Consider the following 22,067-nt stretch of genomic DNA (forward strand, 5'->3'; position numbering starts at 1 on the left):
ACGCAAGCCCGCTTCAGGCGCGGTAATGGCCGGATTTGCCGCCGAGCTTCTCGACCAGATGGATGCCCTCGATGCGCACGCCGCGCTCGACGGCCTTGATCATGTCGTAGATGGTGAGGCAGGCGACCGACACCGCCGTGAGCGCCTCCATCTCGACGCCGGTCGGTCCCGTCACCTTCACGGTGGCCCGTACCACGCAGCCCGGCAGCTTGGCGTCAGGCTCGATATCGACAATGACCTTCGACAGCGCGAGCGGATGGCAGAGCGGGATCAGCTCCGAGGTGCGCTTGGCGGCCATGATGCCGGCGATGCGCGCGGTGCCGAGCACGTCGCCTTTCTTGGCGTTGCCGGACACGATCAGATCGAGCGTCGTCTTGGTCATGACAACGCGGCCCTCGGCGACCGCCAGCCGCTCCGTCGCTGGCTTGTCCGAGACGTCGACCATCCGCGCCTCGCCGGAGGCGCCGATATGGGTGAGGGCGGGGCCGGCCTTTGCTTTGGCCTGCTTCGTTTTGGCTGAAATGGTCTTCGCCGGCTTGCGCGCCATGTCAGCGCGTGCCCGCCGCGCGCGCCGTCGCCGCGCGCGCGAGCAGCGCGCGCGTCGCCGCCGTGACGTCGGCCTGCCGCATCAGGCTCTCGCCGACCAGGAACGTCGACATACCGACGCGCTCGAGCCGGGCGAGGTCGGCGGGCGTGAAGATGCCGCTCTCGCCGACCATCAGCCGGTCCGAAGGGATCAGCGGCGCCAAGGCCTCGCTGGTCGCGAGCGTGGTTTCGAAGGTCCGAAGATTACGGTTGTTGACCCCGATCATCGGCGAGCGAAGTCTCAGCGCCCGGTCGAGCTCGGCGCGGTCATGGATCTCGATCAAGACGTCCATGCCGTAGGCGAGGGCGGCGTCTTCGAGGTCTCTTGCCGCGGCGTCATCGAGCGCCGCCATGATGATCAGGATGCAGTCGGCGCCGTGTGCGCGGGCCTCGACCACCTGATAGGGATCGAACAGGAAATCCTTGCGCAGCACGGGGAGCGAGGTTGCTTCGCGCGCGGCTACCATGAAGTCGAGATGGCCCTGGAACGAGGGCGTGTCGGTCAGCACCGACAGGCAGGCAGCGCCGCCGGCTTCATAGGCCTTTGCGAGTGCCGGCGGGTCGAAATCGGCGCGAATGAGTCCCTTGGAGGGCGAGGCCTTCTTGATCTCGGCAATCAGCGCGTAGCCGCCCTTGGCGTGCTTTGCCTTGATCGCGCGCAGGAAGCCGCGCGGCGCGGAGGCGGCCTTGGCCTGCGCCTCGACGGTGGAGAGCGGACGCGCTCGCTTCGCCGCCGCGATCTCCTCGCGCTTGTAGGTCTCGATCTTGGTCAGGATGTCGGACATGCGGGAGTTCAGCTCTTGGAGATCGTGACCAGGTGCTTCAGCTTCGCGTTGGCCGCGCCGCTGTCGATCGAGCGGACGCCGATCGCGACGCCCTCCTTGAGGTCCTTGGCGCGGCCGGCCACGACCAGCGCGGCGGCTGCGTTGAGCAGCGCCACGTCGCGATAGGGGCTCGGCTTGCCGTCGAGCACGCTCTGCAACGCGATCGCGTTGGCATCGGCGTCACCGCCTTTGAGCGCACCGGCCTCGCAACTCGGGAGCCCGGCTTCCTCCGGCGTCACCTCGAAATTCCGGATCTCGCCGTTGTGGAGCGCGGAGACGAAGGTCGGGCCGGTGAGGGTGATCTCGTCGAGACCATCGGACCCGTGCACCACCCAGGCGGAGTCGGAGCCGAGATTCTTCAGCACCTGCGCCAGCGGCTGTACCCATTGCCTGGAGAACACGCCGACCATCTGCCGTTTCACGCCGGCCGGATTCGACAGGGGACCGAGCAGATTGAAGATCGTGCGCGTGGCGAGCTCGACCCGGGTCGGGCCGACGTTCTTCATGGCGGGATGGTGGGCGGGGGCAAACATGAAGCCGATGCCGCATTCGCGCACGCAGCGGCCGACCTGCTCCGGCTTGAGATCGATCTTCACCCCGAGCGAGGCCAGCACGTCGGCGGCGCCCGAGCGCGACGACAGCGCGCGGTTGCCGTGCTTGGCCACGGGCACGCCGGCGCCCGCGACGATGAAGGACGCGCAGGTCGACACGTTGACCGAGCCGGAGCCGTCGCCGCCGGTGCCGACGATGTCGACCGCCTCCGGCGGCGCCTGTACGGTCAGCATCTTCGCGCGCATCGCCGCGACCGCGCCGGTGATCTCGTCCACGGTCTCGCCGCGCACCCGCAGCGCCATCAAGAGCCCGCCCATCTGCGAGGGCGTGGCCTCGCCGCTCATCATGGCATCGAAGGCGGAAGCGGCTTCGTCACGCGACAGGCTGGCGCCGGTCGCCACTTTTCCAATGATCGATTTCAGGTCGTCCATCGCGTGCTTTCAACTCACTGGTTCGCGCCGGTCACCTGCGCGAAGGCGGCCTGATTAATGGTGGTCCCGATGTCGGTTTCAAGCTTGTTGACGTAGGAAGCGACCTGCTCCTCGGTCTGGGCGCGGTCGAGGCTCTCCTTGAGCTTCTTGACCGCGTCCGAGGCAATGTCGACCGCAGGATCGACGATGTCGGTGACGCGGAAGACGATCACCTCGCTGCCGCCGCTCACGGCCGTCTGTCCGATGCCGTCCTTGGCGGTGCGGAAGGCGGCCGCCACGACGGTGCCGGCCACGCCGGCGGGCGAGTCGTCGCGCTTGAAGCTGGCCGCGGTCTCGACCTTGGCGCCGACGGCGGCGGCCTCGTCGGCGAGCTTGCCGCCCGCATCGAGCTTCTGCACCATCTCGGTCGCCTTGGCCTTCAGCTTGGCGGCGATCTGGTCCTGGCGCCATCGCGCCTCGACCTGATCGCGGACCTCGTCGAGATTGCGGTCGCGCGAGGGGGTGATGGCGAGCACGTCGTACCAGACATAGCCGCCTTTGAACGAGATCGCGTCGTTGTCGACGCCGACATCGGTGTTGAAGGCCTGCGATACCACGTCGAGGCCCTGCGGGATGCTGGCGACCGGCTGGCCGTTCGGGGCGCGACCGGAGCGGTCGACGGCCTCGATGGTCACGGCGGTGAGGCCGAGCTTCTGCGCCGCGTCGATCACGCTGGAGCCGCCGCCACGCTCGTCTTCCATCTTGTCGCGGAGGTCGGCGACCTTGACGCGTGCACGCTCAGTCGCGATCTCGCGCTTGATGTCGCCGGCAAGCTTGGCGTAGTCGGCCTCGGCGCCCGGCTCGATCTTGTCGACCCTGACGATCGCGACGCCGAGCCCGCTCTGGATCGGCTGGCTGATCTCGCCGGCAGGCAGCGCGAACGCGGCATCGCCGACGGCGGGCGCGAGCGAAGACTTAGTCACAAGCCCCAGGTCGACGTCGGAGGCGCTCAGCCCGCGTTCCTTGCCGATGTCCTCGAACGACGTGCCGCCGACGAGGCGCTCGCGAGCGGCCTGCGCTTCGGCAACGTTCGGAAAGACGATCTGCTGGATCTGGCGCTTCTCAGGCGTGCCGAGCCGGTCCTTGCGCTGCTCGAACATCTTCCGGGCATCCTCGTCCGAGACCTCGGTCCATTTGCCGATTTCTTCCGGCGAGACCACGACGAAGGAGATCTTGCGATATTCGGGCGCGCGGAACTGGACCTTGTGATCCTCGAAATAGGCGGCAAGCGCCTCGGGCGAGGGCGGGTCGATCGGACCGGCCTGCGCGGCGTCGAGCCGGACGAATTCAATCGAGCGTTGTTCGTTCTGGTAGCGCGTCAGGACGTCGACCATGGCCTTCGGGGGCTCGAGGCCGGCGCCGACCGTGCCGGTGATCTGCCGGCGCAGCGATACTTTGCGCTGCTCGGCGACATAGCGCTGCTCGGTGTAGCCGAAATTGCGGATCAAGGCTTGGAAGCGATTGGGGTCGAAATTGCCGCCGATACCCTTGAAGTTGGGGTCGTTCATGATGAGCTGGCGGATCTGCTCGTCGGATTGGCCGAGGCCGAGCCGGCGCGCCTCTTCGTCGAGCGCGGCCTCGGCAATGGTCTGCTGCAGCACCTGGCGGTCAAGGCCGAACGCGCGCGCTTGGTCGGGCGTCAACGGACGGCCGAACTGGCGGCTGATCTGTTGCAGGCGGTCGGTGTAGATCTGGCGGAACTCGTTGAGCGAGATCTCGGTGCTGCCGATCTTGGCGACCGTGGACTGGCCGAAGCCCTTGAAGATGTCGGCAATGCCCCAAATGCCGAAACTGATGATCAACACGCCCATCACCACGGCCATAACGATCTTGCCGAGCCAGTTCGATGAGGCCTTGCGTATTCCTCGGAGCATTTGGTCCAACTTGTTTGGTCAGGAGGGGAACGGGAGCGCGTCTTAATGCAGATTCCGCAAAAGCGCGTCACCAAATTGATAGATCATCATAAAGTGGCGGCTTTCCCCCCGCAACCTCGCCCCGGGCGACCACTTGAGGCTGCGGCGAAAGGGCCTCTGGTCTCTGGAACTGCAGGAGCACCTCTGCTAGCGCATGAACAAACCTCATTCTGCTGGACATTGACATGACCGACGCCATCCGACCGCTGATCGCGGGCAATTGGAAAATGAACGGCCTGAAAGCCCAGGCTGCTGAATTCGACGCCATGCTCAACGGCGCGGCAGACGTGGCTGGCAAGGCCGACCTGCTGGTCTGCCCGCCGGCGACCCTGGTTGCGGCGTTCGCCGAGAAGGCGCGCGGCAAGAAGGTCGCGGTCGGGGCCCAGGACTGCCACCCCAAGGCCTCCGGCGCCCACACCGGCGATATCGCCGCCGAAATGCTCGCCGATGCAGGCGCGACCGCCATCATCGTCGGCCATTCCGAGCGCCGCGCCGACCACGGGGAGGGCGACGCGCTGATCCGGAAGAAGGCCGAGGCGGCCTGGCGCGCCGGGGCCGTTGCGATCGTCTGCATCGGCGAAACGCAGGGCCAGCGCGACGCCGGCCAGACCCTGGACATCCTGCGCGGCCAGCTCGACGGCTCGCTGCCAGATGGCTCGGCGGCGACCAATCTGGTCGTGGCCTATGAACCGGTCTGGGCGATCGGCACCGGGCTGACCCCCACAGCCAAGGATGTCGAGCAGATTCATGGGTTTATCCGGGAACTCCTGACCATCAGGTTCAAGGCTGAGGGCGCGACGATGCGAATCCTCTACGGCGGCTCGGTCAAGCCCTCGAACGCGGCCGAACTGATGGCGGTGAAGAACGTCAACGGGGCTCTGGTCGGCGGTGCCAGCCTGAAGGCGGCCGATTTCCTTGCGATCGGTAAGGGCTGCCCCTAGCTAAGTCCAAACCGCGGGACCGGGCCCGATCGGGGGTGGCAATGCCACCTCCGATCGTGTAACACCGCGCAACTTCAGGAAAACCCGCGAAGCGCGATCGGCCGCCGTCAGGCGCCGCCCGCTTGTGACGGAAGGATATCATGCAGACCGTTGTCATCGTCATCCACCTCATGATCGTCGCCGTCATGATCGGTGCCGTCCTGCTCCAGAAGTCGGAAGGCGGGGGCCTCGGCATGGGCGGCGGCGCGGGCTTCATGTCGAGCCGCGGCACGGCGAACCTTCTGACGCGGACCACCGCGATCCTGGCCGTCGGCTTCTTCCTCACCAGCCTGTTCCTGTCCTGGTATGCCGGTTACGACCGCAAGCCGTCGTCGATCATCGGCCAGCCCTCGCAGACCCAGCCGGCCGGCGGGTCGCCCATCGCGCCGCCGACCTCGGGCGGCATCCTGGATTCGCTGAAGAAGGCCGACGAGCAGCAGCAGGCGCCGGCTCCGACCGGTCCTCAGGTGCCGCGCTCGCAATAAAGCAGGGGGGCCATGCAGGGCGGTGGCTACCGTCCTGCATCAACAATCCCCATCAAGGCACTGTCATCACTCTTCGTTTCGGCTCACCCACAGGCCCGCAAAATCTTTGGGGCGGAATACGAATCGCTTTGGCGAATCGTATTTAGGGGATTAGAGGTTAAGTCCCATGGCGCGGTACATATTCATCACCGGCGGCGTGGTTTCTTCGCTCGGCAAGGGTCTGGCTTCGGCGGCACTGGGTGCCCTGCTGCAGGCCCGAGGCTACAAGGTCCGCCTCCGCAAGCTCGACCCCTATCTCAACCTCGATCCCGGAACGATGTCGCCGTATCAGCACGGCGAAGTGTTCGTGACCGATGACGGCGCGGAGACCGATCTCGATCTCGGTCACTACGAGCGCTTCACCGGCCGTCCCGCGACCAAGGCCGACAACATCACGACCGGACGCATCTACCAGGACATCATCTCCAAGGAGCGCCGCGGCGATTATCTCGGCGCGACCATCCAGGTGGTTCCGCACGTCACCAATGCCATCAAGGAATTCGTCCTCGACGGCAACGACGATTACGACTTCGTGCTGGTCGAGATCGGCGGCACCGTCGGCGACATCGAGGGCCTGCCGTTCTTCGAGGCGATCCGCCAGCTCAAGAACGAGCTGCCGCGCGATCACGCCGTCTACATCCATCTGACGCTGCTGCCCTATATTCCCAGCGCCGGTGAGCTGAAGACGAAGCCGACGCAGCACTCCGTGAAGGAGCTGCGCTCGATCGGCATCCAGCCGGACATCCTGCTCTGCCGCACCGACCGCGAGATCCCGAAGGAGGAGCGGCGCAAGCTCGGGCTGTTCTGCAACGTGCGCGAAAGCGCCGTGATCGAGGCGCGCGACGTCGACAACATCTACGCGGTCCCCGAGGCCTACCACAATGCGGGCCTGGACGACGAAGTGCTCGCTGCCTTCGGCATCGGCTCGCGGATTCCGCCGGAGCTGCGCAGCTGGCAGGAGATCAACGAGCGGATCCGCAATCCCGAGGGCAACGTCACCATCGCCATCGTCGGCAAGTACACCGGCATGAAGGATGCGTATAAGTCGCTGATCGAGGCGCTCTCGCATGGCGGCATCGCCAACAAGGTGAAGGTCAATCTCGACTGGATCGAGAGCGAGATCTTCGAGAAGGAGGATCCGGCGCCGTTCCTCGAGCACGTCAACGGCATCCTGGTGCCCGGCGGATTCGGCCAGCGCGGCGCAGAGGGCAAGATCAGGGCGGCGCAGTTCGCGCGCGAGCGCGACGTGCCGTATTTCGGCATCTGCTTCGGCATGCAGATGGCGGTGATCGAGGCCGCGCGAAACCTCGTCGGCATCGAGGACGCCAACTCCACCGAATTCGGCCCGACCAAGGAGCCGCTGGTCGGCCTGATGACGGAATGGCTGCGCGGCAACGAGCTCGAGAAGCGCTCGCAGGCAGGCGACCTCGGCGGCACGATGCGGCTTGGCGCCTATCCTGCAACGCTCAATCGCGGCAGCCGCGTCTCGCAGGTCTATGGCGGCGCGACCGAAATCTCCGAGCGTCACCGCCATCGCTACGAGGTCAACACCGCCTACAAGGACCGCCTCGAGCAGCACGGCTTGAAGTTCTCAGGCCTCTCGCCCGACGGCGTGCTGCCTGAAATCGTCGAGTACGAGGATCACCCCTGGTTCATCGGCGTCCAGTTCCACCCCGAGCTGAAGTCGCGCCCCTTTGAGCCGCATCCGCTGTTCGCTTCGTTCATCGAGGCGGCGGCGAAGCAGAGCCGGCTGGTGTAGCCGGCTCGGTCTGCCCTGACAAAGTCTTGCTCGCACGTCCGGCTACGCGGCCGCGATGTCCATCCTGCGGCAGAAGCAAGATGCCTTGATCGGCACCTCCGCGCGCGACTGGGCGAGGTCAAGTCGCTGCTTGATCAGCGGCCTCTCGGCGCTGTCGCCACGCCGCATGAGACATTCGTGCAAGCCGTGAAGCGACCACAGATTGTCGGGATGCTGGCAGGCCCGGCTCAGCTTTCCATTCAGGCCGAGATCGGAACGGTACACGGCCTCGGCTTCCTCGATTCGTCCCTGCTCCAGCAGCAGCGCGCCGAGTGCGTGACGCGGTGGCTGCATCCATCCCCACGGCTCGTCATAGGGCAAGGCGTCGCTGAGTGCGACCGATCTGCGCAGCTCAGCGAACGCGAGGTCGTAATTGGCTTTGCGATATTCCAGTTCGCCATTCAACATGGCTTCGGCCACGCCGAGCAGGGCGACGACCTTGTTGTTGTGCACGAGCCGGCTCTCCGGCACGCGTGTCTTCGCCTGAGCGAACAACGCTTTCTCGGTTTCGGCCTCAGTGACGTGGCCAAGCGCTGAATGAGCCACCGCCTTGGCGTAGTGGATCATCGCCGTCACAGAGCAGTATAGCTCGCGATCCTCCGGCAGCTGTTGGGCAATGATGTCGTGCCATTTGCCGAAACGCACGAGAACGTGCTGCTTCATCGTCAAATAGCCTTCCAGGAAGTCCGCCATGGGGGGCGATTGAATGCGCAGCACTGGCTCAGGCACGGTGGCAATGAGTTCCTCGGCCGCTGCGATAGCGGGGGCGTATTGACCCAGGAACATCGCGCCGTAGACGGCGAAGTGGAAGTTGTGGATGACATAGACCAGGTAGACACCCGGATCGTCCGAATAAGCGAGGAATCTGCGGTCGGTCGCCAGCGCCTTCTGATTGTAGAGCAGGACGTCGTTGTACTGCCCGCACAGCACGTCGAGATGCGTCGGCATGTGGATCAGATGGCCGCTATCGGGAGCGATCCCGCGCAGCCGGTCCCCAGCCCGCATCGCCCGTTGCGGGAAGGGCGACATCTCCATGAGGTGGACGTAGAGATGGAGCAGCCCCGGATGATTCCACGCAGCCGGCCATCGATCGAAAGCTTGTTCGAGCACGGCCCTGCATTCCTCGGTGCCAGCGCCCTTGGTGGGTTCTCCAGACTCAAGGTCCCACATCAGCCACGGCGTCTCGTTCATGATCGATTCGGCAAAGATGGCTCGGACCTCGAGATCTTCGGGATACGTGGCGAAGACCTTTCGCATCTCTCGCGTGAAGGCCTTGTCCCACGGCGCCATGTCCTCGATCGCTTCACGCTGCGGATAGCGCGCCGACAAGGCGCGGATCAGCGCTTGCTCGACCGGGCTCGCCCTCTCCGCCTGCGCGAGGGCGTCCTGCGTCGCATCGTATGATCCCGCCAGCGCCAATTGACGGCCTTGTGCGTCATAGCGGACCCAGGGCAGGTTGTAGTTGGGACCCGCGGCGTAGCCGATGCCCCAATGCGCCATCGCGCAGCTGCTATCGAACTCGAGCGCCTTGCGAAAACATTTGATCGCCTCGCCGTGGTTGAATCCGAACACCCAGTTGAGCCCTCGGTCAAACCAGAGCTGCGCATCGGGCGAAGTCGTGGTGATTTTGCGGCTGTAGGGTCCGAGATCAAAATAGGTCATTGCCTTCGCCCCCTTTGATCGCTTCGGTCGTTTTGCCGATTGCTCTCGGGCCGTCGGCGGCTGATGCGCCCTGACCGAGCCTGCACATTATCAAGAGCGCCGGCCCCGCGCTATCGAGCTATGCGCGGAACGCCATGAGGGGGCCCCGGGTGAGGCTCAAGACAGAGTTGTGGCCAGCGGGTATAACCGCCGCTCCTGTCAGGGAGGGAGCAAGAATGATCTACGAAATGCGCGTCTATCGTTGCGTGCCCGGCCGCCTACCGGCATTGCTCAAGCGGTTCGAGACCGCCACGCTGAAGATCTGGGAGAAGCATGGCATCAAGCAGGCCGGGTTCTTCACCACCCTGATCGGCGAATCCAACCAGGAGCTGACCTATTTCCTCGCCTGGGACTCGCTTGCCGAGCGCGAGAAGAAGTGGGGCGCGTTCATGACCGATCCGGACTGGATGAAGGCGCGCGCCGAGAGCGAAGCCGACGGCCAGATCGTCGCCAACATCGTCAGCCAGATCCTGGCGCCGACCGCCTTCTCGGCGGTGAAGTAGCAGGCGGCGGGCAGGGAACCCTGGCGCAACCCTGATATTCGGACCGTCCGGGCGGAAGAGGGTTGATCCAACCCTCATGCCGGCTATGGTCGCGCCGAAACGAGGGATGTGCCTTGAGCTCTTCGAATTCAGCGGCGCCGGTTATCACCATCGGCAGGGTCAAATTCGGCAATGATTTGCCGATCGCGGTCATTGCCGGGCCCTGCCAGCTCGAGAGCCGCCAGCATGCGCTGGAGGTCGCCTCCGCGCTGAAGGAGATCGCGGAGCGGCTGAACATCGGCCTCGTCTACAAGACCTCGTTCGACAAGGCCAACCGCACCAGCGCGGCGGCGGCGCGCGGGCTGGGTCTTGCGCAGTCGCTGCCGATCTTCGCGGAAATCCGATCCTCGCTCGGCTTGCCTGTTCTGACCGACGTGCACGAAGCCACGCAATGCGCCGAGGTGGCGCAGGCTGTGGACATCCTGCAGATTCCAGCCTTTCTGTGCCGGCAGACCGATCTGCTGCTGGCGGCGGCCGCGACCGGCAAGGTCGTCAACGTCAAGAAGGGCCAGTTCCTGGCACCCTGGGACATGGCCAACGTCGTGACCAAGATCACGAGCGCTGGCAATCCCAACGTGCTCGTCACCGAGCGCGGTGCGTCCTTCGGCTACAACACGCTCGTCTCCGACATGCGCGCGCTGCCGATCCTGGCGCGCACCACCGGCGCGCCCGTGATCTTCGACGCCACCCATTCGGTGCAGCAGCCGGGCGGGAAGGGGACGTCCTCGGGCGGCGAGCGCGAATTCGTCCCGGTGCTGGCGCGTGCAGCTGTCGCGGTCGGCGTTGCCGGCGTCTTCATCGAGACCCATCCCGATCCCGATCGCGCGCCGTCCGACGGTCCCAACATGGTACCGCTGCGCGACTTCGAGGGGCTCATCGCCCGGCTGATGGCGTTCGACGCGCTGGCAAAGAATCCGCGCTGATGCAGCAGAGCGAGGCGCGGCCGCAAGATCACGGCTTGCCGACGGCGCTTTACGTCATCTCAGGCGCAAGCTTCGCCGCTGCCTTATCGGCCCGCGCGCTCGATCCGGTGCTGCCGCACGTCGCCGAGGATTTTGGCGTCAGCATCGCGACCGCCGCGGGCTTTGCCGCGGTGTTCGCCTTCACCTTCTCGATCATCCAGCCGATCATCGGGGCCGCCGCCGACCTGTTCGGCAAGACCCGGCTGATGATCGGCTGCCTCGCGCTGCTCGGTCTCGCCAACATCCTGGGCGCATTCTCGACGTCGTTCTCGGTTCTATTCGCAACCCGCATCCTCGCGGGGATCGGCTCCGGCGGCGTATTTCCGGTGGCGCTCAGCCTGACCAGCGACCTCGTCGGTCCCGAGAAGCGCCAGGTTGCGATCAGCCGCACGCTCGCCGGCGCCATGACGGGCAATCTGCTCGGCGCCTCGGCCTCAGGCCTGATCGGTGATTTCCTCGGCTGGCGCGGCGTGCTGGCGGTGCTCGGTGTCCTCGTGATCATCGCATCGATCGCGGTCGCGGCCGGCTTTCGTGGCGCCAAGGTCAAGCATCCGCCGAAGACGAGCCTGTCGGCGTTGAAGGCCGGCTATCGCACTATCTTCACCAACCCAAATGCCTATGTCTGCTATTCGGCGGTGTTCATCGAAGGCTGCTGCGTGCTCGGCCTGTTTCCTTACATCGCTTCGTTCCTGTTCGAGCTCGGCCAGACCTCGCTATCGATCGCCGGCATCGTCATCGCCGGCTTTGCGGTCGGCGGCCTGTTCTACACGCTGACGGTGTCGCGCCTGCTGCCTTGGCTCGGCGTGAGGGGCATGATGATCGCAGGGATGACGCTGGTGGCCTCACAGCTCATCGCCGTCGCCTTCGGTCCACGCTGGGAAGTGCAGGCGCTGAATCTCGTCGTGATGGGCTGGGGCTTCTACATCGCCCATGGCTGTCTCCAGGTCTTCGCCAGCGAGCTCTCGGTCGAGGCGCGCGCCACGGCAATGTCGCTGCATTCGTTCTTCTTCTTCATGGGGCAGACGGTGGGCCCGCTCGCCTACGGCTTCGGGCTCCAGCATGCCGGCAAGATGGCGACCCTGTCGGCGAGCGCCGCGATCATGGTGCTGCTCGGCCTCGTCTGCGCGCGGCTGCTCAAGCAGCGGGCGCCGTCAGATGCGCGCGTCTGAGGGCGCGTCCGGACGAAGCGCCCTCGCAAAAAGCTTCGCAAGCAGTCCTTGTGGCGCTCAGGCGCTCGCGTAGGCCTCCTGCCAGAGGTCAAGCACCTCGTGACGCGTAATGCCACGGGTGATGAACACGATGCGCGAACGGCGGTCGGCAGCATGGGGCCATTTTGCAAGCGCCACCGGCGGATGGAAGACGTGGTGGACGCCATGAACCGCGACCGGCGTCGCTTCATCGCGAAGATTCAAGATGCCCTTGACCCGCAAGAGGTCCTCGCCCCGGGTGGCGCGCAGATGCGCGAGCCAGCGCGATACGGCCATCCAGTCAAGGGGATCGTCGAATGCGATCATGAAGTTAAGGATCAAGGCATCGTGGCTATGATGCTCGTGATGGGCATGACCGTCATCATGATGGTGGCCGCTCTCATGTGCAGCCTCGGCGACGTCGGCGAACGCCTGCTCGTTGAGCCAGCGCTCGATATCGGCTGTCTTCTTTTCGGGGTCAATGAGGGCGGCGCCGAACAGTTGAGCCGGATCGACCTCGCCATGCGCCACGTTCTCGATCCTGGCGCTGGGATTGAGCCGACGAAGCCGCAAGTCCAGTGCGTCAGTATCATTGACCAAATCGCGCTTGGTGATCAGCAGCCGGTCAGCGAGCGCGACCTGCTTCACCGCCTCGTATTGGCGGTCGAGCTGCCGCGCTGCATTGACCGCGTCGACGGTGGTCACCACGGTGTCGAGCCGCAGGAAATGCGAGACCAAAGGGTTGTTCAGCAGCAGCTGAGCGATGGGAGCTGGGTCAGCCAACCCCGTCGTCTCAACCAAAATCCTGCGGAACGGCGGGACCTCGCCACGATCGCGGCGCACCAGCAGCGCGCGCAGGGTCTCTTCCAGATCGCTGCGAATAGTGCAGCAAATACAACCACTCGCAAGCACGGCGACTTCGCCATCCACGCGTTCCACGAGGAGGTGGTCGAGGCTGACCTCGCCATATTCGTTGATGACGACGGCGCTGTCCTTCATCGCGTCGTGGCGTAGCAGGCGGTTGAGCAGTGTGGTCTTGCCACTGCCAAGAAAGCCGGTGATCAGTGACACCGGAGTCCGCTCGGCGGATTTGTCGCTCTCGAACAGGCTCATCGGCGTCCTCAACCCTGGTCTTATTTTTGTCGCTGGACAACAGCCTAATGGAGGACGAGCATTCCGAAAACAGGATCTTAAGCCCGATCTCAGCGGGCACACCCCGGGAGGAAGCGATGGACGATACCAAAGGCGACGAAGAGAAGGGCGGTGCGGCGACCGATCGGCGGACTTTGCTCCGCACGGCAGGTCTTGCTGGTGCGGCCGGGGCGGCATTCGCAGGTGCGATGCACGGCAAGTTCTCACTCGCACCGATCACCGCGGCTCAAGCCCAAACGCCGGCGATGCCAAAGGGCGTGGACAAGCCTTGGTGGCCCTCGAAATGGGGCAAGGACGACGAGGCTGGCGCGTCGAACCACATCACGCCGGCGAAGGTTCTCGATGCCGTGAAGTGGATCAAGGATGGCAAGATCTACAAGATCGGCCGCGTTTACGAGCAAGGCATGCCGTTGTTCGGCGCCCGCGCATTTTCGTTGCGCATTCCCGGCGGGCCGACTGGCGGCCCGTTCGGCGACAACAAGCTCGTCTATCACGACGAGTTTCTCGCCACCGAAATCGGCCAGACCGGCACACAATTCGACGGGCTCGGCCATATCGGTATCCAGTTGGGCAAGGACGGCGACAAGAGCGAGATGCGCTTCTACAACGGCTTCACTGCCGCTGAGATCGGCGACGCCTACGGCCTGAAGAAGCTTGGCACCGAGAAGCTCAAGCCGCTGTTCACACGCGCCCACCTGATCGATATGGTCGCGCTGAAGGGCGGCATGATGGATGCGGGCCAAGAGATCACCTCGGCCGATATCAAGGCGGCGCTGGCGAAGCAAAGCATCGCGGAGAGCGACATCAAGCCAGGCGATGCGATCATGTTCCACACCGGCTGGGGCTCCCTGTGGATGAAGAACAATGATCGCTACAATAGCGGCGAGCCTGGGATCGGCCTCGATGCCGCGAAGTGGATCATCGAGAAGGATCTCGCGCTGACTGCGGCCGACACCTGGGCGGTCGAAGTGGTGCCCAATCCCGACAAGTCGCTCGCTTTCGCGGTTCATTCCGAATTGCAGACCAAGCACGGCATTCTCAACCACGAGAACCTGATCTTCGACGAGTTGATTGCCGACAAGAAGTACCAGTTCGTCTACTGCTTCACGCCATCGCCGATCAAAGGCGCGACCGGCAGCAATGGCTGCCCGATCGCGATCACCTGAGGCGGATGAAAAAGCGTGTGGGCGGGACGTCCCCGCCCACCGCGCGAGCTGCGGAGCGGCGTGCGGCTCGCCTCGCATGGTCCCGGCATGGAATTCGGCGAGATGGCGATCCTGGAGCACAGCCGCAGCGCCGACGTCTTCGCCGACACGCCCGTCACCTGCCTCGAACTGCCGCTCGACAGCTTTGCCGATTACCGCCGGCTGCACCCGGAAACGTCGTTGAAGATCATGCGCAATCTTGCCGCCATCCTGGCGCGGCGGCTGGTGCTGGCGAATGCCAAGGTGGATTTGCTGAGCGCCTACTGACTATACCGAGACATTGTTTTTCGTTCCCCTGATGCGACGCAGCGCGCCGCACTTGCGGCGTGGTGCGTTGCTGATCCGGGGTCCGGAATTCGTGGCGCTCGGTCCCGGCTGTGCGGGGCGCAGCGTTTCGCGCTGCACCTTGCGCGGAACGCGGGTGGGGGCTGTCTCACTTCGTCCACGTCACACTGGGCGGAGGAGGCTAGCTCGCGCAGCTCTTGCGATACTCAGCCGGCGTGACGTTCATGTGTCTGCGGAAAATCCGATTGAGATGGCTTTGATCGGAAAATCCGCTCAAGAGCGCAATTTCCTTCAGGGCGAGCCGATCCTTGCGCAGATGTTGGCGGGCGCGCTCCACCTTGCGGCTCAGGACATAGGCATGCGGCCGCATGCCATAGTGCACCTGGAACTTGCGCGCGAACTGCACCGGCGAGCAGTTGCAGATGTTGGCTAGCTCCTCGAGCGTGATGTTCCTGGAGATGTTCTGTTCGACATAGTCCTCGATCAGCCTTGCATGCGCTGGCCTGAAGCGCCCCTGCGGACAGGGCAGCTTGAATTCCACCGAGGCGTATTTTCGCAAGATGTGCACGCTCGCCTGAAGTGCCAGCGCATCGTAGCAGAGCCGGCCGCCCGGGCCGCCTTCGGACACTTCCTGCACCATCCGGTCACCGATCCAGGTCAGCACCGGATCTTCGATCCTGAGCAGATCGTGGAGTTCGACGCCGTCTGACTCGCGGTCGAATGCCTCGCTCGCGGTCTTCGTCATCAGGCTCGGCGAGATGTAGAAATGGCTGACTTCGAGGTCATTGCTCCAGCGCCAGTTCGAAGGCTCCGCACGTGTCAGCAGGGTTGTGACACCGCGTCCGACGTGATCCTGCTTCCACGCGCCGGTCACACGGCGGTTCATTGACGTGGTGCCTTCGCGATAGACGACGATCAGGAAATTCTCGGACGGCGGCACCCAGATGTCGGACGGCGCATAGCGGAAGACGCGCAACCGAAAGTCAGCCTTGCCCACGGCGGAACTGTCCAGCATCAATTGGCCGGGAGCGTAGCGGGGGAGCTCCTCAACCGTGATTAATTGGCCCATCGCGCGCGACTCCTTCCCTGATTCTAAGGCGCGGTTGACCGCTTCTGCTTCTCATTGGCCGAACGGCGGAGACGAGCATAAGCCGGTTTTGCCATTTGCCAAGCGAGCCGCGTTGCCGAACTGCAGAACCGGCAACGGACGTCCGGCTTCGTTCAAAGAATTGTCCGATTTGTTCAAGCTCCAGCCGCCGGAATACTCATAGCTTCCCCCGTCCCGCACAGATGGGATCAACAATGACGCGCTGCACCACCATCCGATCGTATGACGGATGGGGAAGGTCGTGCGCACTCAAAAATCACCGAGGAGGAAGAAATGGCGGAAGCCCTGACCAAATCCAATGGAAGCAACGGTTCGCATGGACCAGCGAGATTCGATGCCGTGGTTGTCGGAGCCGGCGTCGCCGGGCTCTATCAACTCTATCGTCTGCGCGAGCAGGGATTGAGCGTCAGGGGGATCGACGCCGCGTCAGGCGTAGGCGGCACGTGGTATTGGAATCGATATCCCGGCGCGCGCTTCGACTCCGAGGCCTACATCTATCAGTATCTTTTCTCCGAGGAGCTCTACAAGGATTGGAGCTGGAGCGAGAAGTTTCCGGGCCAGCCCGAAATCGAGCGCTGGATGAACTACGTCGCCGACCGTCTCGATCTGCGCAAGGACATCCAGTTCAGTACGACGGTCAAGAGCGCGCACTTCAACGAGGCCACGCAGCGCTGGCTGGTCACGACCGACCGGGGCGACGTGATCGACACCCAGTTTCTGGTCACCTGCTGCGGCATGCTGTCGGCTCCCTACGTATCCTTTCCGGGGCAGGAGACTTTCAAGGGACGGTTGTTCCATACGGCGCGCTGGCCGGAGCAGCCTGTCGATCTCGCAGGCAAGCGCGTCGGAGTCATCGGCAACGGTGCGACCGGCATCCAGGTCATCCAGACGATCGCCGGCGATGTCGGCCATCTCAAGGTGTTCATCCGGACGCCGCAATACATCATCCCGATGAAGAATCCGAAATTTGGGGCCGCGGAGGTCGAGGACTACAAGTCGAGATTCAAGTCACTCACCGAACGCCTGCCGCGCACATTCACCGGCTTTGAATACGACTTCGAGCACGCCTGGGCAGACCTCACGCCGGAGCGCCGCCGCGCGGTGATCGAGGCCTGCTGGAATGACGGTTCTCTGAAGCTATGGATATCCTCGTTCGCCGAGCTGTTCTTCGACCCGGAGGTCAATGCCGAGATCTCCGAATTCGTGCGCGGGAAGATGCGCGAGCGGCTCGGGGATCCGAAACTGTGCGATGCGTTGATTCCTGCCGATTATGGCTTCGGAACGCACCGTGTGCCGCTCGAGCAGAACTTCCTCGAGGCCTTCCATCGCCCCAACGTCGAGATCGTCAGCGTCAAGAGCAATCCGATCGATCGCGTCACGCCCACTGGTATTCAGACCGCTGACGGTACGGTCCATGAGCTGGATGTCATTATCCTAGCAACCGGCTTCGACGCCGGCACCGGTGCCTTGACGCGCATCGATATCAGGGGCCGCGACGGCCGATCGCTGAGGGAGGACTGGGGCAGGGACATCCGCACCACGATGGGCCTGCAGGTTCACGGCTATCCCAACCTGTTCACGACCGCCGTTCCGCTCGCTCCGTCCGCCGCGCTGTGCAACATGACCACGTGCCTGCAGCAGCAGGTCGAATGGATCGATGACTGCATCAAGTACATGCGCAGCAAGGATCTGAAGGTGGTCGAGCCGACAAAGGACGCCCAGGACAGCTGGGTGGCCCATCACGATGAGATCGCAAACGCGACGCTGATCGCGAAAACCAATTCCTGGTACCTGGGCTCGAACGTCGAAGGCAAGCCGCGCCGTGTCCTGTCGTACTGCGGCGGCGTCGGCGCGTATCGACAGAAGTGCGACGAGGTCGCGGTGAACGGTTACGAGGGCTTCGCGATGCAATGAGCGCTCGCGACGCGAGCGTCGACCACATCAAACCATCCAGCACGGGAGGACGATCATGATCATGAATTTTGGCGCGACGGCAGATGCCGTTCTCGACGGCGTCGTCACATCCACGCCGCGCGTGCCCGGCGTTGTCGCGATGATGACGGACCGCCGGCGCAACATCTATGAAGGCGCAGCCGGCAAACGCCGTCTCGATCGGCCGGCGGACATGACGACCGACAGCGTCTTTGCCCTTTTCTCCACCACCAAGGCGATTACCGGCACGGCCGTTCTGCAACTCGTCGAGGAGGGCAAGCTCGATCTCGATGCGCCCGCGAAGCGTTACGCGAACGAGATCGGAAAGCTGCAGGTGATCGAGGGCTTCGATGCAGCGGGCGAGCCGATCCTGCGTGCACCGAAGCGCGATATCACCACGCGCATGCTGATGACCCACACGGCGGGCCTGAGCTACGATTTCATCAACCACACCTACAACCGGCTGGCGCAGGAGAAGGGGCAGCCCAGCGTGATCACCGCGACCAAGGCCTCCCTGATGACCCCGCTGCTGTTCGATCCCGGCGAGCGCTGGGACTATGGGACGAATCTCGACTGGTGCGGCCAGATCGTCGAGGCCATCACGGGCAAGCGACTCGGTGAAGTCTTCAAGACGCGCATCTTCGAACCGCTCGGGATCAAGAACATGACCTTCGAGCTGACCGACGCGATGCGCCAGAAACTGGCCGGCATCCACGCGCGGAATGCCGACGGGTCGCTGACGCCGATGGATTTCGAGCTTCCGGCAAAGCCCGAAGTCCATATGGGCGGGCACGGCCTGTACGGCACGGTCGGCGACTACATGCGTTTCATCCGCATGTGGCTGAATGACGGGGTTGGCGAACACGGCCGCGTGCTGAAAGCCGAAACCGTTCGGATGGCGGAAAGGAACCACCTGGGCGACAGGAAGGTAACGCCGATCACGGGTGTCATCCCGTCACTGTGCAACGACGCGGAATTCTTTCCGGGCCAATCCAAATCCTGGGCGTTGAGCTTCATGGTCAACGACGAGGAAGCCCCGACAGGACGTCCCGCCGGCGCGCTGGGCTGGGCCGGGCTTGCCAACCTGTTCTACTGGATCGATCGGCAGAACAACGTCGGCGGGTTCTGGGCCACCCAGATTCTGCCCTTCGGTGATCCGACATCATTCATCGGCTATATGAACTTCGAGACGGCGCTCTACCAGAGCCTGAGGCAGCGCTTGGCAAGCTAGGACCGTGCTGCGAGAGCGGCCTCGTCGCTGTCGACCGAGGCCGTTTTCTCTTGATGGTCACACGTGACCGAGCATGCCCTAGCCCCGCCCGCGATAGGGCGCCACGCCTTGCTCCGGCACCCAGAGTCCCTTCGGCTCGCGGCCGGTCTGCCAGAACACGTCGATCGGGATGCCGCCGCGCGGATACCAATAGCCGCCGATGCGCAGGAATTTCGGCTTGATCTCGGACGCGATACGCTTGCCGATCATCACGGTGCAGTCCTCGTGGAAGGCGCCGTGATTGCGGAAGCTCGCGATGTAGAGCTTGAGCGATTTCGACTCCAGGAGCCACGCCCCCGGCGCGTAGTCGATCATCAGATGCGCGAAATCCGGCTGGCCCGTGACAGGGCAGAGCGAGGTGAATTCCGGCACGGTGAAGCGGACCAGATAGTCCGTGCCTTTCTGCGGATTGGGCACGCGGTCGAGCTGGGCCTCTTCCGGCGTGTGCGGCCATTCGACCGCGCGGCCGAGCTGGAGGGACTTTTTCGCCATCGTCGTCAACATCCTGTGGAGCATGATCCGGAAAAGTGGGCACCGGTTTTCCGAAAGATCATGCTCAATTAAGCAATAGGAGCGCGATAAGATCGCGCTCCAGAGGATGCCGGGATGGACGCAAACGGGCTCGTCGTCAACCGGCGGCGATTGTCTGGATCATGACGATGCGGTCGTTGCCGGACTCGCAGCCCCAAAGCTCGCCCGGCCGCCCGTCGAGCTGGCGGACATTGGCGTTGGCCTTGTCGCTGGCGAAGACGTTGAACTTCTCGGTGGCGGGATCGAAGCGCACGATGGCGTTGGCGGAGAAATCGGTCAGCCAGACCTTGTCCTTGTCGTCGACATAAACGGCATAGGCGCGGGGACGTTCGCCTGGCAGCTTCCAGGTCTTCCACGAGCCGTCCGCGGGATCATGCACCGAGACGTGGCCGCTGTTCCACTCGCTGACCCAGATCCGGCCCCTCGAATCCGACCAGACGCGCCGTGAACCCTGGTTCGGGGTCGGCGGCTCGACCACGGTCGCATTGCCGCCCGCGCGGTCGATCTTCGCGATATGGCTGCCGCCGAGGGAGGCGTACCAGACATCGCCCATGGGTGTGACCGTGATGCCGTAGGGGCCGACCCCCTTCGGCGCCTTGAACACATTCATCTCGCCGGTCTTCGGAGACAGCCGGCCGTAATAGCCGGACTGGCCGGTGAACCAGTAGGTGCCCTCCCTGTCGAACACGCCGGTGTTGAGATTGGCGGAGGCGAACTTTTCCGGCAGGCGGAACAGCGTCACCTTGAGATCGGCGGGGTCGACCCGCGCAATCGCGTTCTGGCCGCCCTCGGTGATCCAGGGCGCGCCATCGGGCCCGATGGTCACGCCGTGTGGGGCCGCGCCCTGGCCGAGGCTGACCGTCTTGAAACGGCCATCGCGTGGATCGAGGCTGCCGAGCAGGCCCTTGCCCTGCGCGGTGAACCAGATCGTGCCGTCAGGGGCGGGCGTGAGATCGTGCAGGCCGATGCCTGGGCTGATCGGGTAGTATTTCGTCCGGAACGGGCCTTCCTGCGCAAAACCTGGGCGGGTGGCAAGCAGCGCGGCACTCGAAGCAAGAAATTGGCGGCGATTCATGGCGTTACCCCGACTGTTTGAGATTGAGGTTGGGCACGCGGACCAGATGCGGTCGAGCATATTCTGAGGCGCCTTTCGCGTCAGTCGGAGCCGTGCGTCCAAGCGTTCACATTTGCTTGCGGCCCGTGTAAGACCCGCGGCACCGATCAGCCCCAACGAACGGAAGTGGACATCATGACCGCCATCATCGACATCATCGGCCGCGAAATTCTCGATAGCCGGGGCAATCCCACCGTCGAGGTCGATGTCGTGCTGGAGGACGGGGCGCTCGGCCGCGCCGCGGTTCCGTCCGGCGCCTCCACCGGCGCCCATGAGGCCGTGGAACTGCGCGACGGCGACAAGGCGCGCTATCTCGGCAAGGGCGTGACCAAGGCGGTCGGCGCCGTCAATGGCGAGATCTTCGAGGCTCTGAGCGGCCTCGATGTCGAGCAGCAGGCCCAGATCGACCAGATCATGATCGACCTCGACGGCACGCCGAACAAGAGCCGGCTGGGCGCCAACGCCATCCTCGGCGTCTCGCTGGCCTGCGCCAAGGCGGCCGCGAATTCGCTCGACATGCCGCTCTATCGCTATGTCGGCGGCACCTCCGCGCGCCTGCTGCCGGTGCCGATGATGAACATCATCAACGGCGGCGTGCACGCCGACAACCCGATCGACTTCCAGGAATTCATGATCCTGCCGGTCGGCGCCTCGAGCTTTGCCGAGGGCCTGCGCTACGGCGCGGAAGTCTTCCATACGCTGAAGTCCGAATTGAAGAAGGCCGGCCACAACACCAATGTCGGCGACGAGGGCGGTTTCGCTCCGAACCTGCCGTCGGCGGACGCCGCGCTCGACTTCGTCATGAATGCGATCGGCAAGGCCGGCTTCAAGGCGGGCACCGACATCATGCTCGGCCTCGACTGCGCCTCGACCGAGTTCTTCAAGGACGGCAAATACGTCTATGAAGGCGAGGGCAAGACCCGTTCGATCTCCGAGCAGGCGAAGTATCTTGCCGACCTCGTCGCGCGCTATCCGATCGTGACCATCGAGGACGGCATGTCGGAAGACGACATGGACGGCTGGAAGGAGCTCACCGACCTGATCGGCAAGAAGTGCCAGCTGGTCGGCGACGACCTCTTCGTCACCAACGTCAAGCGCCTTGCCGAAGGCATCAAGACCGGCCGCGCCAACTCGATTCTGATCAAGGTCAACCAGATCGGCACGCTGACCGAGACGCTCGCCGCGGTCGAGATGGCGCACAAGGCCGGCTACACCTCGGTGATGTCGCACCGCTCCGGCGAGACCGAGGATTCCACCATCGCCGACCTCGCGGTCGCCACCAATTGCGGTCAGATCAAGACCGGCTCCCTTGCAAGGTCCGACCGGACCGCCAAATACAACCAGCTCTTGCGCATCGAGCAGCAGCTCGGCAAGCAGGCGCTCTATGGCGGCAGGGCGGCACTGAAGGCGCTGGCGTAAGCCGGCGTCTCGA

20 protein-coding genes are annotated in these 22,067 nt (G+C 64.3%); 11 read left to right on the forward strand and 9 right to left on the reverse strand.

What is annotated here, in order from left to right:
• Positions 1 to 13: 13 nt before the first annotated feature.
• From moaC to I6F33_RS16750, 4 genes are read right to left on the reverse strand one after another with little or no spacing between them, the layout of a single operon-like run.
• Positions 14 to 547 carry a cyclic pyranopterin monophosphate synthase MoaC gene (gene moaC / locus I6F33_RS16735; RefSeq protein WP_036025198.1) on the reverse strand — a complete coding sequence of 178 codons (534 nt, stop codon included), beginning with the start codon at positions 545 to 547 and terminating at the stop codon, positions 14 to 16.
• Position 548: 1 nt separating this feature from the next.
• Positions 549 to 1,370 carry an indole-3-glycerol phosphate synthase TrpC gene (gene trpC / locus I6F33_RS16740; RefSeq protein ID WP_225143367.1) on the reverse strand — a complete coding sequence of 274 codons (822 nt, stop codon included), beginning with the start codon at positions 1,368 to 1,370 and terminating at the stop codon, positions 549 to 551.
• 8 nt (positions 1,371 to 1,378) lie between these two features.
• Positions 1,379 to 2,392, reverse strand: a complete 1,014-nt coding sequence (gene trpD, locus I6F33_RS16745; protein ID WP_225143368.1) for an anthranilate phosphoribosyltransferase — start codon at positions 2,390 to 2,392, stop codon at positions 1,379 to 1,381.
• Positions 2,393 to 2,406: 14 nt separating this feature from the next.
• On the reverse strand, positions 2,407 to 4,305 hold the full coding sequence (locus I6F33_RS16750) for a SurA N-terminal domain-containing protein (protein WP_225143370.1): 1,899 nt from the start codon (positions 4,303 to 4,305) through the stop codon (positions 2,407 to 2,409).
• A gap of 224 nt (positions 4,306 to 4,529) precedes the next feature.
• Here I6F33_RS16750 and tpiA point away from each other — a divergent pair, with 224 nt between their 5' ends.
• From tpiA to I6F33_RS16765, 3 genes are all read left to right on the forward strand, one after another.
• The gene (tpiA, locus tag I6F33_RS16755) at positions 4,530 to 5,285 is read left to right on the forward strand and encodes a triose-phosphate isomerase (protein WP_225143372.1); all 756 of its coding nucleotides are present in this window, start codon (positions 4,530 to 4,532) and stop codon (positions 5,283 to 5,285) included.
• 140 nt (positions 5,286 to 5,425) lie between these two features.
• On the forward strand, positions 5,426 to 5,809 hold the full coding sequence (gene secG, locus I6F33_RS16760) for a preprotein translocase subunit SecG (RefSeq protein ID WP_036009912.1): 384 nt from the start codon (positions 5,426 to 5,428) through the stop codon (positions 5,807 to 5,809).
• 166 nt (positions 5,810 to 5,975) lie between these two features.
• A complete protein-coding gene (locus I6F33_RS16765) occupies positions 5,976 to 7,607 on the forward strand; it encodes a CTP synthase (RefSeq protein WP_036025189.1) in 1,632 nt (543 codons plus the stop codon).
• A gap of 42 nt (positions 7,608 to 7,649) precedes the next feature.
• Here the strand turns inward: I6F33_RS16765 and I6F33_RS16770 are convergent, their stop codons facing one another.
• Complete coding sequence (locus tag I6F33_RS16770) at positions 7,650 to 9,308, reverse strand: hypothetical protein (RefSeq protein ID WP_225143373.1); 1,659 nt, start codon at positions 9,306 to 9,308, stop codon at positions 7,650 to 7,652.
• Positions 9,309 to 9,523: 215 nt separating this feature from the next.
• On the opposite strand from I6F33_RS16770, the gene I6F33_RS16775 reads away from it, so the two are divergent.
• From I6F33_RS16775 to I6F33_RS16785, 3 genes are all read left to right on the forward strand, one after another.
• A complete protein-coding gene (locus tag I6F33_RS16775) occupies positions 9,524 to 9,850 on the forward strand; it encodes an NIPSNAP family protein (RefSeq protein WP_057030503.1) in 327 nt (108 codons plus the stop codon).
• A gap of 113 nt (positions 9,851 to 9,963) precedes the next feature.
• Positions 9,964 to 10,812 (forward strand): 3-deoxy-8-phosphooctulonate synthase, encoded by an 849-nt coding sequence (gene kdsA, locus I6F33_RS16780; RefSeq protein ID WP_225143382.1) that lies wholly within the window; start codon positions 9,964 to 9,966, stop codon positions 10,810 to 10,812.
• Positions 10,812 to 12,020, forward strand: a complete 1,209-nt coding sequence (locus I6F33_RS16785; RefSeq protein ID WP_225143383.1) for an MFS transporter — start codon at positions 10,812 to 10,814, stop codon at positions 12,018 to 12,020. The genes kdsA and I6F33_RS16785 overlap by 1 nt, the downstream gene beginning before the upstream one ends.
• Before the next feature lie 57 nt (positions 12,021 to 12,077).
• Here I6F33_RS16785 and I6F33_RS16790 read toward each other — a convergent pair whose 3' ends face one another.
• Entirely contained in the window at positions 12,078 to 13,151 is a 1,074-nt protein-coding gene (locus I6F33_RS16790; RefSeq protein WP_225143384.1) for a GTP-binding protein, read from the reverse strand.
• A gap of 116 nt (positions 13,152 to 13,267) precedes the next feature.
• Here I6F33_RS16790 and I6F33_RS16795 point away from each other — a divergent pair, with 116 nt between their 5' ends.
• Positions 13,268 to 14,356: a cyclase family protein gene (locus I6F33_RS16795; RefSeq protein WP_036025182.1), complete on the forward strand. Its 1,089-nt coding sequence runs from the start codon at positions 13,268 to 13,270 to the stop codon at positions 14,354 to 14,356.
• Between the two features lie 15 nt (positions 14,357 to 14,371).
• On the forward strand, positions 14,372 to 14,662 hold the full coding sequence (locus I6F33_RS16800; RefSeq protein WP_225143385.1) for a cyclic nucleotide-binding domain-containing protein: 291 nt from the start codon (positions 14,372 to 14,374) through the stop codon (positions 14,660 to 14,662).
• A 199-nt stretch (positions 14,663 to 14,861) separates the two neighbouring features.
• On the opposite strand, the gene I6F33_RS16805 is transcribed toward I6F33_RS16800, so the two are convergent.
• Positions 14,862 to 15,749 (reverse strand): helix-turn-helix domain-containing protein, encoded by an 888-nt coding sequence (locus tag I6F33_RS16805; RefSeq protein WP_036009887.1) that lies wholly within the window; start codon positions 15,747 to 15,749, stop codon positions 14,862 to 14,864.
• Positions 15,750 to 16,061: 312 nt separating this feature from the next.
• Between I6F33_RS16805 and I6F33_RS16810 the strand changes: the two genes are divergently transcribed.
• Together I6F33_RS16810 and I6F33_RS16815 are read left to right on the forward strand one after the other, a co-directional pair.
• Positions 16,062 to 17,702, forward strand: coding sequence for an NAD(P)/FAD-dependent oxidoreductase (locus I6F33_RS16810; protein WP_225143386.1), 1,641 nt, complete (start codon positions 16,062 to 16,064; stop codon positions 17,700 to 17,702).
• Between the two features lie 55 nt (positions 17,703 to 17,757).
• On the forward strand, positions 17,758 to 18,951 hold the full coding sequence (locus tag I6F33_RS16815) for a serine hydrolase (RefSeq protein WP_225143387.1): 1,194 nt from the start codon (positions 17,758 to 17,760) through the stop codon (positions 18,949 to 18,951).
• A 78-nt stretch (positions 18,952 to 19,029) separates the two neighbouring features.
• On the opposite strand, the gene queF is transcribed toward I6F33_RS16815, so the two are convergent.
• Both queF and I6F33_RS16825 read right to left on the reverse strand, forming a co-directional pair.
• Complete coding sequence (gene queF / locus I6F33_RS16820) at positions 19,030 to 19,506, reverse strand: preQ(1) synthase (protein ID WP_225143388.1); 477 nt, start codon at positions 19,504 to 19,506, stop codon at positions 19,030 to 19,032.
• A 112-nt stretch (positions 19,507 to 19,618) separates the two neighbouring features.
• The gene (locus I6F33_RS16825) at positions 19,619 to 20,596 is read right to left on the reverse strand and encodes a lyase (protein ID WP_225143389.1); all 978 of its coding nucleotides are present in this window, start codon (positions 20,594 to 20,596) and stop codon (positions 19,619 to 19,621) included.
• A 174-nt stretch (positions 20,597 to 20,770) separates the two neighbouring features.
• On the opposite strand from I6F33_RS16825, the gene eno reads away from it, so the two are divergent.
• Complete coding sequence (gene eno, locus I6F33_RS16830) at positions 20,771 to 22,054, forward strand: phosphopyruvate hydratase (protein WP_036009930.1); 1,284 nt, start codon at positions 20,771 to 20,773, stop codon at positions 22,052 to 22,054.
• Positions 22,055 to 22,067 lie beyond the last annotated feature (13 nt).

The sequence above is a fragment of the Bradyrhizobium sp. BRP20 genome (assembly GCF_020194215.1).
Taxonomy (GTDB): domain Bacteria; phylum Pseudomonadota; class Alphaproteobacteria; order Rhizobiales; family Xanthobacteraceae; genus Bradyrhizobium; species Bradyrhizobium yuanmingense.

What these genes read in the sequence shown, in the direction of transcription:
- eno (WP_036009930.1), top strand. Translation starts at nt 20,771, where the DNA reads ATGACCGCCATCATCGACATCATCGGCCGCGAAATTCTCGATAGCCGG.
- I6F33_RS16810 (WP_225143386.1), top strand. Translation starts at nt 16,062, where the DNA reads ATGGCGGAAGCCCTGACCAAATCCAATGGAAGCAACGGTTCGCATGGA.
- I6F33_RS16765 (WP_036025189.1), top strand. Translation starts at nt 5,976, where the DNA reads ATGGCGCGGTACATATTCATCACCGGCGGCGTGGTTTCTTCGCTCGGC.
- I6F33_RS16815 (WP_225143387.1), top strand. Translation starts at nt 17,758, where the DNA reads ATGATCATGAATTTTGGCGCGACGGCAGATGCCGTTCTCGACGGCGTC.
- secG (WP_036009912.1), top strand. Translation starts at nt 5,426, where the DNA reads ATGCAGACCGTTGTCATCGTCATCCACCTCATGATCGTCGCCGTCATG.
- I6F33_RS16805 (WP_036009887.1), bottom strand. Translation starts at nt 15,749, where the DNA reads ATGGGCCAATTAATCACGGTTGAGGAGCTCCCCCGCTACGCTCCCGGC.
- trpD (WP_225143368.1), bottom strand. Translation starts at nt 2,392, where the DNA reads ATGGACGACCTGAAATCGATCATTGGAAAAGTGGCGACCGGCGCCAGC.
- trpC (WP_225143367.1), bottom strand. Translation starts at nt 1,370, where the DNA reads ATGTCCGACATCCTGACCAAGATCGAGACCTACAAGCGCGAGGAGATC.
- I6F33_RS16775 (WP_057030503.1), top strand. Translation starts at nt 9,524, where the DNA reads ATGATCTACGAAATGCGCGTCTATCGTTGCGTGCCCGGCCGCCTACCG.
- I6F33_RS16785 (WP_225143383.1), top strand. Translation starts at nt 10,812, where the DNA reads ATGCAGCAGAGCGAGGCGCGGCCGCAAGATCACGGCTTGCCGACGGCG.
- I6F33_RS16795 (WP_036025182.1), top strand. Translation starts at nt 13,268, where the DNA reads ATGGACGATACCAAAGGCGACGAAGAGAAGGGCGGTGCGGCGACCGAT.
- I6F33_RS16770 (WP_225143373.1), bottom strand. Translation starts at nt 9,308, where the DNA reads ATGACCTATTTTGATCTCGGACCCTACAGCCGCAAAATCACCACGACT.
- I6F33_RS16825 (WP_225143389.1), bottom strand. Translation starts at nt 20,596, where the DNA reads ATGAATCGCCGCCAATTTCTTGCTTCGAGTGCCGCGCTGCTTGCCACC.
- queF (WP_225143388.1), bottom strand. Translation starts at nt 19,506, where the DNA reads ATGCTCCACAGGATGTTGACGACGATGGCGAAAAAGTCCCTCCAGCTC.
- tpiA (WP_225143372.1), top strand. Translation starts at nt 4,530, where the DNA reads ATGACCGACGCCATCCGACCGCTGATCGCGGGCAATTGGAAAATGAAC.
- I6F33_RS16790 (WP_225143384.1), bottom strand. Translation starts at nt 13,151, where the DNA reads ATGAGCCTGTTCGAGAGCGACAAATCCGCCGAGCGGACTCCGGTGTCA.
- I6F33_RS16750 (WP_225143370.1), bottom strand. Translation starts at nt 4,305, where the DNA reads ATGCTCCGAGGAATACGCAAGGCCTCATCGAACTGGCTCGGCAAGATC.
- moaC (WP_036025198.1), bottom strand. Translation starts at nt 547, where the DNA reads ATGGCGCGCAAGCCGGCGAAGACCATTTCAGCCAAAACGAAGCAGGCC.